The sequence below is a fragment of the Streptomyces atriruber genome (assembly GCF_001418325.1).
In the GTDB taxonomy this organism is placed as follows: Bacteria; Actinomycetota; Actinomycetes; order Streptomycetales; family Streptomycetaceae; genus Streptomyces; species Streptomyces atriruber.
On the sequence record NZ_LIPN01000426.1, the window covers coordinates 15,966 to 29,801 of the forward strand.

The window sequence follows — 13,836 nt, forward strand, 5'->3', positions numbered from 1 at the left end:
TGCTAGCTCCCTCGGTAAACGGAGTAGCCGAACGGGTTGAGCAGCAGCGGTACGTGGTAGTGCTCGCCCGGCTCGACGGCGAACGTGATCGCCACCTCCGGGAAGAACGCTCCGGTCGCACCGCTGTCCCGATTCGCGGGGGCGTCCTGCTGCGCCTCGGCTTGCTGGTTGTTCTTGGTCAGGAAGTACGCCTCGGTCTCGAAGTCGAGACGTACGTGGGTGGTGCCTTCCGGCAGGGCCGGCAGGTCCTTGCAGCGGCCGTCCGCGTCGGTGGCGCTGCCGCCGAGTGCCTTCCACTCCTCCCCTGCTCCACTGCGGGCGGACAGGGAGATGGCGACGCCCTCGGCGGGGCGCCCGACGCTGGTGTCCAGAATGTGGGTGGACACCGAAGCCGTGTTCTCTGCGGGTTCCGTGCTCATGCGTCGCTTCCTTCTTCTACGAGGCGGGTCAGCCGAATGCGGTTGATCTTGCCCAGTTCGCTGCGGACGATCTCCCGCTCCGCCTCCGCCCCGTTCTCGATCCGGATCTTGAGCTGGCCGAGCATGAACTCGGCGGTCGCTCCGGTCGCGCAGATCAGGAAGACGTGACCGAACTTCTCCTGGTAGGCCAGGTTCAGTTCGAGCAGTTCGGCCTTGAGCTCCTCGGAGGCCCCGGCCATCCCGCGCTGTTCGCGGGCGGAGGTCGGGTCCCCCGGCTTCGGGCGGCCGATCGGCGGGTGCCCCGCCATCGCCTCGGCCAGATCCTCGGCGGTGAGCTCGGCCATGGCGGCGTCGCTGGCGGCGAAGAGGGCTTCGACGGTGGCGTAGGGGCGCTGGGCAAGCAGCTTGCTTCCCCAGGCCGAAGAGGCGCAGGCCTCGTGGAGGACGGCGGTGGCCGCGGCCTCCTCCAAGGCGTTGAACCGGGTGAGACCCGGTGTCGTACTCGAAGTCACGGGGAGCCTCCGTGGCCTTGTGCTGGACGGGCTGCGGAACAGCTAAGACCTTCAACAACACCGCGTCAACAGTTTGTTGAAATAACTTGAACAAAGAAGCCGCCACCCGGCGATACGGGTGACGGCTCAGCCGCTCAGAGTGACGGCGGGGCGGGCGCCGGGAGGGGCGGACGCCGGTCGGGTTCATTCACCCTTGGCGGCGTTCTCCCTGTTCAGGTAGTTGTACACGGTGAAGCGGGAGACTCCTAGGGCGCCCGCCACAGTCTCCACGCCGTGCCGGACGGAGAAGGCGCCGCGCGCCTCCAGTATCCGTACGACCTCCTGTTTGGCCTTGCGGTCCAGCTCCGACAGGGGCCGCCCCTGCTTCCGCTCCAGGGCGAGCAGGATGTGGTCCAGGGAGTCGGCGAGCTGCGGCAGCCGCACGGCCACCACGTCCACGCCCTCCCAGGCGAGCACCACGTCGTCGGTCCCCGCCTGGTCGGGCGGCATCATCTCGCCGCCCATGGCGTCCACCAGCGGCTTCACAGCGGTGACGAAGGGGTCGTCCCCGAAGCTGGTCACTTATCCGCCTCCCCCGGACCGGCTGCCGCTCCCGGCTCGCCGATCACGTTGACCTGGAGCGAGACGCGGGTCGCGCCCGCCCCCAGGGACCGGCGCAGCATCGCATCGACGGCAGTAAGCACCGCGTCGACGTCGCCCTCGGCCGTATTGCCGAACGGACCTACGTCCACGGCGTCCAGCGGGGCCCCCTGAATGACCTCACGAGCCACCAGCGCATGCGGCGGGGCCTCGTCGAGATCGAAGGGTTCGGTCGTGAACTCCACTCTCAATCGCACGCTCAACAACCTAATGCCGCCGCCGGAATTTTCGGCAGCCCCCTCTTGACAGCTTCCGCAGATCGGAGGCAGTCTTCCACCAGACAGAAATGAACTTCCGCAATACGGAAGGAGCGCGGAAGCCCCATGGGATACTCCGACCAGCGCTTCAATGTGAACCTGTCGATCCTCTTCACCGAGCTCCCGCTCCTGGAGCGCCCCGCGGCCGCCGCGAAGGCGGGCTTCGGCGCGGTCGAGCTGTGGTGGCCCTGGGTCGACGCCCCCACCCCCGAGCAGTCCGAGCTCGACGCCCTGAAGCAGGCGATCGAGGACGCGGGCGTCCGCCTGGTGGGCCTGAACTTCTACGCGGGACAGCTGCCCGGACCGGACCGCGGCGCCCTGTCGATCCCCGGTGAGGAGAGCGCGAAGTTCCGCGCGAACCTCGCGGTGGCGGCGGACTTCGCGAAGTCGCTCGGCTGCACGGCGCTGAACGCGCTGTACGGCAACCGCGTGGACGGCGTCGACCCGGCCGCCCAGGACGAACTCGCCCTGGAGAACCTGGTGCTCGCCGCCCGCGAGGCGGACCGCGTCGGCGCGATCCTGCTGATCGAGGCGCTGAACAAGCCGGAGTCGCCGCTCTGCCCGATCGTGAGCGCCCCCAAGGCGATCGAGATCGTGGACAAGGTGAACGCGGCCACCGGCCTCGGCAACGCGAAGTTCCTCATGGACCTGTACCACCTGTCCATGAACGGCGAGGACCTGCCGTCGGTCATCGAGCAGTACGCGGCCAAGACCGGCCACGTGCAGATCGCGGACAACCCCGGCCGCGGCGCCCCCGACACCGGCTCGCTTCCCCTCGAAGGCCTTCTCGACCAGCTCAAGAAGGCGGGTTACGAGGGCTGGGTCGGCCTGGAGTACAAGCCGGGCGACGCGCCGAGCGCCGACGCCTTCGGCTGGCTGCCCGCCGAGGCCCGCGCCGCGCGCTGAGCGCTCCCCTCATCGACGCGCTCCCTCATCGACGTACGACCGCTTGAGAGCAGTAGGAGAGACACCCTCATGAGCAACCTTCCCAAGATCGCGTGGATCGGCCTCGGCATCATGGGCTCGCCCATGTCCGAGAACCTGATCAAGGCGGGTTACTCCGTCACCGGCTTCACCCTTGAGCAGGACAAGCTGGACCGCCTGGCCGCGGCCGGCGGCACGGTCGCCAAGTCCATCGCCGAGGCCGTCAAGGACGCCGACGTCGTCGTGACGATGGTGCCCGCCTCCCCGCAGGTCGAGGCCATCGCGTACGGTCCTGACGGCATCCTGGAGAACGTGAGGTCCGGCGCGCTGATCGTCGACATGTCGTCGATCACCCCGCAGACCTCCGTGGACCTGGCCAAGGCCGCCAAGGAGAAGGGCCTGCGCGTTCTGGACGCCCCCGTCTCCGGTGGCGAGGCCGGCGCGATCGAGGCCGTGCTCTCCATCATGGTCGGCGGCGAGCAGGCCGACTTCGACGAGGCCAAGCCGCTCCTCGAGGCCCTGGGCAAGACCATCGTGCTGTGTGGTCCGCACGGCTCGGGCCAGACCGTGAAGGCCGCCAACCAGCTCATCGTCGCCGTGAACATCCAGGCGTGCGCCGAGGCCGTGGTCTTCCTGGAGAAGTCCGGTGTGGACCTGCAGGCCGCGCTCGACGTCCTGAACGGGGGGCTTGCGGGCTCGACCGTGCTGACCCGCAAGAAGGACAACTTCCTGAACCGGGACTTCAAGCCCGGCTTCCGGATCGACCTGCACCACAAGGACATGGGCATCGTCACCGACGCCGCCCGCAACGTCGGTGCGGCCCTGCCCGTCGGCGCGGTCGTCGCCCAGCTCGTCGCCTCGCTGCGCACGCAGGGTGACGGCGGCCTCGACCACTCCGCCCTGCTGCGCTCCGTCGAGCGCCTCTCGGGCGCCGAGCTCTAAGCCGCACCGGCGGCGAGAGCTCCTCTCGAACTTCCGGGCCGTGGCGGCGCTGACACCTGTCCTGTCGCGCCCAGGCGTCGCCGCGGCCCGGAACTCCATCATCAACTTCAACAAACTGTTGACGTAGCAGTTCAGGGGTCCTTACGCTCCGAACACCTCAGCAGTCACAGCACGGAAGGTCACGATGTCGAAGCGCGTGCTTACGACCGAGTCCGGCGCCCCCGTCGCCGACAATCAGAACTCCGCCACCGCCGGCGTCGGTGGCCCGATCCTCCTCCAGGACCAGCACCTGCTGGAGAAGCTCGCCCGCTTCAACCGTGAGCGCATCCCGGAGCGTGTCGTGCACGCCCGCGGCTCCGGTGCGTACGGCTACTTCGAGGTGACGGACGACGTCACCGGCTTCACCCACGCCGACTTCCTCAGCGAGCTCGGCAAGCGCACCGAGGTCTTCCTGCGCTTCTCGACCGTGGCGGACAACCTCGGTGGCGCGGACGCGGTCCGTGACCCCCGCGGCTTCGCGCTGAAGTTCTACACCGAAGAGGGCAACTACGACCTCGTCGGCAACAACACGCCGGTCTTCTTCATCAAGGACCCCATCAAGTTCCCCGACTTCATCCACTCCCAGAAGCGCGACCCCTTCACGGGCAAGCAGGAGGCGGACAACGTCTGGGACTTCTGGGCGCACGCCCCCGAGGCGACGCACCAGATCACCTGGCTCATGGGCGACCGCGGCATCCCCGCCTCGTACCGCCACATGAACGGCTACGGCTCGCACACCTACCAGTGGACGAACGCGAAGGGCGAGGCCTTCTTCGTCAAGTACCACTTCAAGACGAACCAGGGCATCCGCAGCCTCTCCGCCGAGCAGGGCGCCGAGCTCGCGGGCAAGGACCCGAACTCGCACCAGACGGACCTGCTGCAGGCCATCGAGCGCGGCGTGAACCCGTCCTGGACGCTGCACGTGCAGATCATGCCCGCGGCGGAGGCGGCCGACTACCGCTTCAACCCGTTCGACCTCACCAAGGTGTGGCCGCACAAGGACTACCCGCTGCAGCGCGTCGGCCGTCTGGTCCTGGACCGCAACCCCGACAACGTCTTCGCCGAGGTCGAGCAGGCCGCCTTCTCCCCGAACAACTTCGTTCCGGGCATCGGCCCCTCCCCCGACAAGATGCTGCAGGGCCGCCTGTTCGCCTACGCGGACGCGCACCGCTACCGCCTGGGCGTCAACCACACCCAGCTCGCGGTGAACTCCCCCAAGGCGACCAAGGCCGACAACTACGGCCGCGACGGCCTGATGGCGTCCAACGCGTACGGCCGCGACCGCAAGAACTACGAGCCCAACTCGTACGACGGTCCCGCCGAGACCGGCAAGGCGCTCTCCGCCCCGCTCGCCGTCAACGGCCACACGGGCACGCACGAGGCCCCGGCCCACACCAAGGACGACGACTTCTTCCAGGCGGGCGAGCTGTACCGCCTGATGTCGGAGGACGAGAAGTCCCGTCTGGTGGCGAACATCGCCGGCGGCCTGTCGCAGGTCTCCCGCGACGACGTCATCGAGAAGAACCTCGCCCACTTCCACGCCGCCGACGCCGACTACGGCAAGCGCGTCGAGGAGGCCGTCCGCGCCCTGCGCGAGGACTGAGCGAGCAGGGTAACTCCCAGGCTGCGTCGGTGAATTGACGGGAGGTCGATTCACCGACGCTGAGCCCGCACCGTCGTCACGGACCCGGATGAGGGGTGGTACGTGACACACGCGGGCAGGCACGGTCCGCGGCGGCTCTGCGAGCCAGTGCGGTGGTAATGGACCGACGGACTCCTTCTCGACCTGAGGGAAGGAACCCCCCGGCCCGTCGCACCCGCCGCGGTCCCAGCCGACGCCCCCTCGCCGGGGCCCCACAGACTCCGTCCGGCAGCGCGTATGCATGTTCCGCCAGTCGCGCGCCGTCGGACGGCAACAACTTCACAACTCACAGGCCAGAGCGCCGAGTACGGACGGTCCCGTGCTCGGCGCTCTTCTGCGGTTCCTTTCCGAACACTTCGTGTGACCATAAGAGGCATGTCCGAGCTGGTGCGGATACCGCTGGAGGACGGGGAGTTCCTGGTCGCCGAGATGGACCGGTCCGACATTCCCGGAGAGTCCGTCGTCCTCGCCTCCCCCGAACCGGGACGGGCCGTCGCCCAGGCCACCCGCACGCTCGAATCGGCCGTGCTGAGCCTGCGCCCCGCGCTCACCGCGCTGACGGAGACGGTCAAGTCCCTCGCTCCCGACGCCGTGACCGTCGAGTTCGGCGTCAAACTCGGCGGCGAGACCGGGGTGATCCTTGCCAAGGGGAGCGCCGAGGTGCACTTCACCGTGACGGTGCAGTGGAACCCGCGCCCCCGGACCGGGGCATCGGACGGTGTCTGATGGACCCGCCGTCCGGTGCCGCGATCGTCCGGTTCCGCACCGTGCGGGACGGCGACGTGGTGGGGCACGGTGTGCTCGTGGACGACGAGCACGTCGTCACCTGCGCCCATGTCGTCAACGTCGCTCTGGGACGGCCGCAGCGCAGTGAACTCAGCGCCCTGGGCGAGGTGTTGCGGATAGAGTTCCCGCTCCTCGCCCAGCTCACCGCCCTCCCGCCGGAGCGGCGTGCCCGGGTGGACGCCTGGGCCCCGCCCGGTGGCGCCTTCGACGGCGTGGACGTGGCCGGTCTGACGCTGGTGGGCGAGCAGCGGCCGGTCGGCGCGATCCCTGTGCCGCTGAGCGACGAGCCCGCGGCCGCCGGAGACGTGCTGATGTTCGGCCCGGTCGAGGGCCGTCCCGGGGGCTGGGTCTCCGCGAGTCTGCGGCCGATCGTCAAGCAGTACCGCCAGCAGATCGACCAGCGGGCCCAGGGCTCCCATGCCGCGCAGCCCGGCTACAGCGGCACCCCCATCGTGGACACGCACGCGGGTCAGGTGCTCGGCATCCTGGTGGCGACCCCGGTCGGCCGGGGCGACGTCGGCGTGTACGCGGTGCCCGTGCCCGGCCTGGTGGCGGCCTGGCCCGAGGTGTTCGCCCCGATGCCACCCTCTCCGTACAAGGGGCTCGCGGCCTTCGGCCCCGACGACGGCCACCTCTTCTTCGGACGTGCGCGGATGACGCGCGAGCTGGCCGCCGCCGTGGACGCCAGGGGGCTCGTGCCGGTCGTCGGCGCCTCCGGGGTCGGCAAGTCGTCGCTGGTGCACGCCGGTCTCATCCCGTGGCTGACGGCCTCGGCCACCCCGTGGACGTTCGTGTCGGTCAGACCGCGTCCGGATCTGGAGTCCGCGCTCTCGGCGGGCTTCGCCCGGCGCCTGGTCGGGACGCGCCCGGTCCCGGTGGCCGACCTTGAGGCGTGGCAGGAGCGAATCCGGTCCGGCGGGGTGGCGGGGGCGGCGCGGCTGCTCCTCGGGGCCACGGGTGCGGAGCGACTGCTCCTGGTCATCGACCAGTTCGAGGAGGCCGTCGACGGATCTCCGTCGTGCGCCGGGCTCACCGCCCAGCTCGGCGAGCTGGCCGAGCAGTCCGCCTCGCCTCTCGTCGCCGTGCTGACCCTGCGGGAGGACACGTTCGGCCGACTCTTCGTGCAGCAGCGGGAGTTCGGCGAGCTGCTTCGCCGCACGGCGGTGGCGCTGCGCGGCATGGACGAGAACGAGCTGCGGGCCGCCATCGTCGAGCCCGCAGAGCTGCAGGGGCTGACCGTGCACGAACCGCTGGTGCGGGAGCTGGCCGGGTCCGTGGCGGGCCACCCCGGCGCGCTGCCGCTCCTGGAGTTCACGCTCGACCGCATGTGGGGAACGCTGCGGCGCGGCCAGGGCGTGCTGTCCTTCGAGGCGTATGAGGAGATCGGCAGGCTGGACGGGGCGTTGGCCGAGTGGGCGGACGGGGCACTGGCGGCGCTGTCCCAGGATGAGCGTCCGGTGGTGCGCAGGCTGTTCCTCCATCACCTGATCGCACAGGACCGGTCGGACGTACGCCGCGTCGCCCTGCGCTCGGAGTTGGTGCCCGCCGAGTGGGCGATCGCCGTACGCCTGGCCAACGAACGGCTGCTGACCATCAGTCGGAGCGAGGACGGCGAGGAGACCGTCGAGGTCGTCCACGAGGCCCTGCTGCGGTCCTGGTCCACGCTCACCTCCTGGCTGGAGAAGGAGCAACCCTTCCGCCACTGGCGGCAGTTGCTCGCCTACGCCATGCGGGACCGGGGCGCGGGCGAGGAGCGGAGCGCTGTGCTGACCGGACCGCTGCTCGCCGACTCCGAGCGCTGGCTCGCCGAGCGCCCCACGGATGTCAATGTCGAGGAACGACGCTTCATCACCGAGAGCAGGGAGAGGCAGGACCGGGAGGAGCGCCAGTACCGCACGCTGTTCCAGGAGTCCCTGTCACGCACCCTGAGCGTCGCGGCGCAGGGCGCGCAGGACACCCGGCTCGCCCTGCTGTTCGCGGTGGAAGCGCTGGAGCGCTGCGCGGGGCCTGAGGCGGATGCCCTCGTCCGCTCGTGCCTGCGCGGCGCGGGGGCGAGCGAGATGGAAGTGGTGCGGGAGCCCGCCGAGGGCGACGCGGTGCACCGCATCGGCAACCGGCTCAGGCTGCGGCAGTGGGTGCACGGACCCGACACGCCGGAGGATCGTTGGATGTTGGGCGGCGGAGAGACTTTCGTGGTCATCGACCGCGACGGGCGCGCCGCGGTGCGCTGGGCGCTGTCGGAGGGCCGCGACGAGATCGAACTGCCGGGTCCCGCGGTGCTCGCCGCGTGCACCGACGACACGGACGCCCTGTGCCTGGGGACGGAGCACGGCGAACTTTTCATGTATCAAGTCACCAGCCGGGCCGAGGAGATGTGGCGCATCCGACTTCCGGCGCCCGCGACGTGCGTGGCCGTCGACGGTCCGGGCAGCCGCCTCGCGGTGGCCTGCGACGACGGGGTGGTCCGGGTGCTCTCGGCACAGCAGGGCGGCAGCGAGGTGTTCGCCCTGCCCTCGCCCGGCTACGTGACCGACCTCGACTTCTCGCCGGACTGCCTGGACCTCGCCTCGGCCGTCGCGGGGCGGTCCGCCCGGAGCGCCGACGGCGAGCAGAACGGCGAGATCACGCTCTGGGACCTGAGGTCGGGGGAACGGCGCTCTGTCCCGGGGGGCCGCCTCGGAACCATCGCCTTCACCCAAGACGGTCACCATCTGGTGACTGGTCCGTGGCGGCAGGACGGCGTCCTGGTCCACGGGCGGCTACCGCTCGGCACGGACTCGCTCACACGGTGGGCCAGGCAGGTCGCAGGGCCGAGTCTCACCGACGAGGAGTGGATGGAGCACATCGGGGCGCTGCCGGACGACCGGTAGCCGGCCCATGCCGCTCAGGCGGGCCGCCGGAACACCTGGAGGGTATGGTCGACCAGCGTGATGCGGTCGCCGGCCTGCACCTTCGGCCACGCCTGGGGCGGCACTCCGGCCTCGTGCGCCGTGTCGACCACGATCTGCCACTGGCGGCCGTGGTTGACCGGCACCACGAACTCCAGTGGCTGCGGCGAGGCGTTGAACATCAGCAGGAACGAGTCGTCACAGATCCACTCCCCGCGCGCCCCCGGTTCCGAGATAGCGTTGCCGTTCAGGAACACGGTCAGCGCGCGCGCCTGCGAGGCGTCCCAGTCGCGCTCCGTCATCTCGTCGCCCTCCGGGGTGAACCAGGCGATGTCGGAGAGCTCGTCATGGGTGCCATGGACGGGCCGGCCGTGGAAGAACCGGCGCCTGCGGAAGACCGGATGGTCGCGCCGCAGCATCGCCATCGCGCGCGTGAAGGCCAGTATCGAACTCTCGCCGCCTGGCCACCGCACCCACGCCACGTCGTTGTCCTGGCAGTACGCGTTGTTGTTGCCGTGCTGGGTGCGGCCGAACTCGTCGCCGTGCGACAGCAGGGGGACGCCCTGTGAAAGGATCAGGGTGGCCAGGAAGTTCCGCTGTTGGCGGGCGCGCAGGGCAAGCACTCCCGGATCGTCGGTCTCCCCTTCCGCTCCGCAGTTCCAGGAGCGCTCGTCGTGCCAGCCGCCCTTATTGTCCTCGCCGTTCGCTTCGTTGTGCTTCTCGTCGTACGACACGAGGTCGCGCAGGGTGAAACCGGCGTGGGACGTCACGTAGTTCACCGATGCGAGAGGGCGGCGGCCGTCCGCGGCATAGAGGTCGGCCGAGCCAGTCAGCCGGTCCCTCAGTTCGGTCAGGGGCACGTCCGCGCCCCGCCACAGATCGCGCACCGTGTCGCGGTACATGTCGTTCCACTCGGCCCACAGCGGCGGGAAGTTGCCCACCTGATAGCCGCCCTCGCCGACGTCCCACGGCTCCGCGATCAGCTTCACCTGGCTCACCACCGGGTCCTGCTGCACGAGGTCGAAGAAGGACGACAGGCGGTCCACCTCGTGGAACTGCCGTGCCAGCGTGGCTGCTTGGTCGAACCGGAAGCCGTCGACGCGCATCTCGGACACCCAGTAGCGCAGTGAGTCCAGGATCATCTGGAGGACGTGCGGGGATCGCATGAGGAGGGCGTTCCCCTCCCCGGTCGTGGCGACGTAGTAGCGGCAGTCGTCCGCGAGGCGGTAGTAGGACGCGTTGTCGATGCCCCGGAAGCAGAGGGTGGGTCCCAGGTGGTTGCCCTCGGCCGTGTGGTTGTAGACGACGTCCAGGATCACCTCGATGCCCGCTTCGTGCAGCGCCTTCACGGCCTGCTTGAACTCAAGGACCTGCTCGCCCCGGTCGCCCCAGGAGGCGTACGCGTTGTGCGGGGCGAAGAAGCCGATGGTGTTGTAGCCCCAGTAGTTGTTGAGGCCCATGTCCACCAGGCGGTGGTCGTTCACGAACTGGTGGACCGGCATCAACTCCAGTGCGGTCACGCCGAGTTCGGTGAGGTGCTCGATGATCGCCGGATGCCCGAGCGCCGCGTACGAGCCGCGCAGATCGTCCGGAAGGTCCGGGTGCAGCATCGTCAGGCCCTTCACATGGGCCTCGTAGATCACGGTCTCCTCATACGGGGTGCGCGGCGGTCGGTCGTCGCCCCAGTCGAAGTGCGGGTTGACCACCACCGACGTCATCACGTACGGCGCCGAGTCCAGGTCGTCCCTGCGATAGCGGGAGAATCCCACCTGGTAGCCGTAGAGTGCGCAGTCCCACCTCAGGGCGCCGTCGACCGCCTTCGCATAGGGGTCGAGCAGCAGCTTCGCGGAGTTGCAGTACTGCCCCCGGAAGGGATCCCAGGCTCCGTGCACCCGGAAGCCGTACCGCTGGCCCGGCATGATGCCGGGCAGATACGCGTGCCGTACGAAGGCATCGGACTCGCGCAGCTCGACGGCCGTCTCCGAGCCGTCGTCGTGCAGCAGACACAGCTCCACGCGCTCCGCAGCCTCGGAGAAGACCGCGAAATTCGTACCGGCACCGTCGTACGTGGCGCCTAAGGGGTACGCCTGCCCAGGCCAGACCTGCATCCGCTCCCCCTTCGGCTCCCGCCCCGCCGCAGCGAGGCTCAGCACCTGAAACCAAGGCTAGGGCGGATGACGCCCCTCGCACCCTCGCGGGACGTGGGGGCGAGGCATGCCGAAGGGGCGGTCCACCCCTCTCTGGTGGACCGCCCCCATCAGCTGTCAGTACCGCGTCAGACCTTCAGCGGGCGGATCGCGGTGGGCGCGTGGCCCGGCTCCGTGGCGATCTCCTCGAACTCCTTGACCGCGCTGATGTCGGCCGTGGGGCTCATGGAGATGTTCGTGATGCGCTCCAGGATCGCCTCGACGACGACCGGCACCTGGTGCTCCTGCGCGAGCTTCTTGGCCTGCTCCAGGGCCTGGCCCAGCTCGTTCGGGTCGGTCACGCGGATCGCCTTGCAACCGAGGCCCTCGGCGACCTTGACGTGGTCGACGCCGTAGACGCCGAGCTCCGGGGAGTTCTGGTTCTCAAACTCCAGGTTGACCTGGAAGTTGATGTCCAGGCCGATCTGCGCCTGCCGGATCAGACCCAGGTAGGCGTTGTTCACCAGCACGTGGACGTACGGGATGCGGTGCTGCGCGCCGACCGCCAGCTCCTCGATCATGAACTGGAAGTCGTAGTCACCGGAGAGGGCGACGACCTGGGTGTCCGGGTCGGCCTTCGCGACGCCGAGCGCGGCCGGGATGGTCCAGCCGAGCGGGCCCGCCTGGCCGCAGTTGATCCAGTGGCGCGGCTTGTAGACGTGCAGCATCTGGGCGCCGGCGATCTGCGAGAGGCCGATCGTGGTGACGTAGCGCGTGTCCTTGCCGAACGCCTTGTTCATCTCCTCGTAGACGCGCTGCGGCTTCATGGGGATGTCGTCGAAGTGCGTGCGGCGCTGCAGGGTCTCCTTGCGCTCCAGGTGGGAGGCGACCCACGCCGAGCGGTCGGGCAGCTTGCCCGCGGCCTTCAGCTCCTTCGCGACCTGGACGAACAGCTCCAGGGCCGCCTTGGCGTCCGACGCGATGCCGTAGTCCGGGGCGAAGATCTTGCCCAGCTGCGTCGGCTCGATGTCGACGTGCACGAACGTGCGGTCCTTGGTGTACACGTCGAGGTTGTAGCCGGTGTGGCGGTTGGCCCAGCGGTTGCCGATGCCGAGGACGAAGTCCGACTCCAGGAACGTCGCGTTGCCGTAGCGGTGGCCGGTCTGCTGGCCGACCATGCCCGCGTTCAGGTCGTGGTCGTCGGGGATGGCGCCCCAGCCCATCAGGGTCGGCACGACCGGCGTGTCGGTGATCTCGGCGAACTCGACCAGCAGGTCGGACGCGTCGGCGTTGATGATGCCGCCGCCCGCGATGATCAGCGGCCGCTCGGACTCGAGCAGGAAGCCGATCGCCTTCTCGATCTGGGCGCGGGTCGCGGTCGGCTTGTAGACCGGCAGCGGCTCGTACGTGTCCGGGTCGAACTCGATCTCGGTCTGCTGGACGTCGATCGGCAGGTCGATGAGGACCGGGCCGGGACGGCCCGAGCGCATCAGGTGGAACGCCTGCTGGAAGATGCCGGGGACCTGCGCGGCCTCCAGGACGGTGACGGCCATCTTCGTGACCGGCTTGGCGATCGTCGCGATGTCGACGGCCTGGAAGTCCTCCTTGTGGAGCAGGTGCGTCGGCGCCTGGCCCGTGATGCAGAGGATCGGGATCGAGTCGCCGGTCGCGGAGTACAGACCAGTGATCATGTCGGTGCCCGCCGGGCCCGACGTGCCGATGCAGACACCGATGTTGCCCGGGTTGGTCCGGGTGTAGCCCTCGGCCATGTGCGAGGCGCCCTCGACGTGGCGGGCGAGGGTGTGGTCGATGCCACCGCCCTCCTTGAGCGCCTTGTAGAAGGGGTTGATCGCGGCGCCCGGCACACCGAACGCGTTGACGACACCTTCGCGCTTGAGGATCTCAACTGCCGCGCGGGCAGCGGTCATACGAGCCATGGGGTTCTCCTGCTTCGACAGCTTCGACAGCTCTTCGGCTGCCGGATTCGGCTGGCGGATCCGGCTCCCGTCGCGCCCCGCGGTGAGCTTCCATTTCCGCATTGTGGAAAGTTAGTTCTGCTATATGGAAGCAATGTAAGCGGGTGCGCCGGACAGCGTCAAGAGAGATCGGCGGAACGGCTCTCCCGGAACCGGCTCCGGGGCCTCGCCCGCGGCCCCGGACCGGGCGTTGCCCCAACTGGCAGCCGCCGGGCATCGCTTGGGTGGAGGATGGGGAGAGACCCATGGTGGTGACGGGGGCGGTGGCGGAGAGTGGCGACGGAGAGTGGCGTGCCGATGGTCCCGACAGTGCCGATACGGTGCCCGGAGTGCGGACGCGAACATCTGTACGCTCCACCGTCCTATCCCTGCGCGTGCGGCGCCCCCGTGGCCCCGCCGGTGGCCCGGGGCGCGGCGGTGGAGCCGGTCGTCGACCGGACCTGGGCGGAGGAGTGGGTCCCGGTGTGCTGCGGGGCCTGCGGCCGCGAGGGTCACTGGCCGCAGCCGGAGCTGGACTGCGTGTGCGGGGCGGTGCTGCGCATCCCGGTCGCGGTGTCGGCGGACGGAGCGGCGGACGAGGCGTCCACGGACGGAGCTGCGCAGGCCGGGGATCCCGGTCAGCCCGGGGATCCCGGTAATGAGGGGCCACCCGGCGACGACGAGGCCGCGCCCGCCCTCCCCTCACA

Annotated in this window: 11 protein-coding genes and 1 pseudogene; 6 read left to right on the plus strand and 6 right to left on the minus strand. The window is 69.6% G+C overall.

All coding sequences use genetic code 11. The features are described from left to right. Positions 1-2 precede the first annotated feature (2 nt). From uraH to AOK03_RS34665, 4 genes are all read right to left on the minus strand, one after another. Complete coding sequence (gene uraH, locus AOK03_RS34650) at positions 3-419, minus strand: hydroxyisourate hydrolase (protein ID WP_055569353.1); 417 nt, start codon at positions 417-419, stop codon at positions 3-5. Further along, on the minus strand, positions 416-931 hold the full coding sequence (gene uraD, locus AOK03_RS34655; RefSeq protein ID WP_055569354.1) for a 2-oxo-4-hydroxy-4-carboxy-5-ureidoimidazoline decarboxylase: 516 nt from the start codon (positions 929-931) through the stop codon (positions 416-418). Before uraD ends, uraH begins: the two co-directional genes overlap by 4 nt. A 183-nt stretch (positions 932-1,114) precedes the next feature. After that, positions 1,115-1,492: a helix-turn-helix domain-containing protein gene (locus tag AOK03_RS34660; protein ID WP_055569355.1), complete on the minus strand. Its 378-nt coding sequence runs from the start codon at positions 1,490-1,492 to the stop codon at positions 1,115-1,117. Then, positions 1,489-1,767 (minus strand): YkoF family thiamine-binding protein, encoded by a 279-nt coding sequence (locus AOK03_RS34665; RefSeq protein ID WP_079075146.1) that lies wholly within the window; start codon positions 1,765-1,767, stop codon positions 1,489-1,491. Before AOK03_RS34665 ends, AOK03_RS34660 begins: the two co-directional genes overlap by 4 nt. A 126-nt stretch (positions 1,768-1,893) precedes the next feature. On the opposite strand from AOK03_RS34665, the gene AOK03_RS34670 reads away from it, so the two are divergent. The 5 genes from AOK03_RS34670 (at position 1,894) to AOK03_RS34690 (ending at position 9,030) form a co-directional block, all read left to right on the plus strand. Beyond that, entirely contained in the window at positions 1,894-2,733 is an 840-nt protein-coding gene (locus AOK03_RS34670; RefSeq protein WP_055569357.1) for a TIM barrel protein, read from the plus strand. Between the two features lie 69 nt (positions 2,734-2,802). Next, positions 2,803-3,693: a 2-hydroxy-3-oxopropionate reductase gene (locus AOK03_RS34675; RefSeq protein ID WP_055569358.1), complete on the plus strand. Its 891-nt coding sequence runs from the start codon at positions 2,803-2,805 to the stop codon at positions 3,691-3,693. A gap of 184 nt (positions 3,694-3,877) precedes the next feature. Next, the gene (locus tag AOK03_RS34680) at positions 3,878-5,335 is read left to right on the plus strand and encodes a catalase (RefSeq protein ID WP_055569359.1); all 1,458 of its coding nucleotides are present in this window, start codon (positions 3,878-3,880) and stop codon (positions 5,333-5,335) included. A 414-nt stretch (positions 5,336-5,749) separates the two neighbouring features. Then, positions 5,750-6,100 (plus strand): CU044_2847 family protein, encoded by a 351-nt coding sequence (locus AOK03_RS43285; RefSeq protein WP_055569360.1) that lies wholly within the window; start codon positions 5,750-5,752, stop codon positions 6,098-6,100. After that, positions 6,100-9,030 (plus strand): nSTAND1 domain-containing NTPase, encoded by a 2,931-nt coding sequence (locus tag AOK03_RS34690; RefSeq protein ID WP_167355678.1) that lies wholly within the window; start codon positions 6,100-6,102, stop codon positions 9,028-9,030. Before AOK03_RS43285 ends, AOK03_RS34690 begins: the two co-directional genes overlap by 1 nt. Positions 9,031-9,044: 14 nt before the next feature. Here the strand turns inward: AOK03_RS34690 and glgX are convergent, their stop codons facing one another. Both glgX and gcl read right to left on the minus strand, forming a co-directional pair. Continuing rightward, positions 9,045-11,156 carry a glycogen debranching protein GlgX gene (gene glgX, locus AOK03_RS34695; protein WP_055569362.1) on the minus strand — a complete coding sequence of 704 codons (2,112 nt, stop codon included), beginning with the start codon at positions 11,154-11,156 and terminating at the stop codon, positions 9,045-9,047. A gap of 167 nt (positions 11,157-11,323) precedes the next feature. Next, on the minus strand, positions 11,324-13,102 hold the full coding sequence (gene gcl / locus AOK03_RS34700) for a glyoxylate carboligase (RefSeq protein ID WP_055569363.1): 1,779 nt from the start codon (positions 13,100-13,102) through the stop codon (positions 11,324-11,326). Between the two features lie 435 nt (positions 13,103-13,537). Between gcl and AOK03_RS42920 the strand changes: the two are divergent. Further along, a pseudogene (locus AOK03_RS42920) lies at positions 13,538-13,836 on the plus strand (hypothetical protein); the annotation flags it as partial.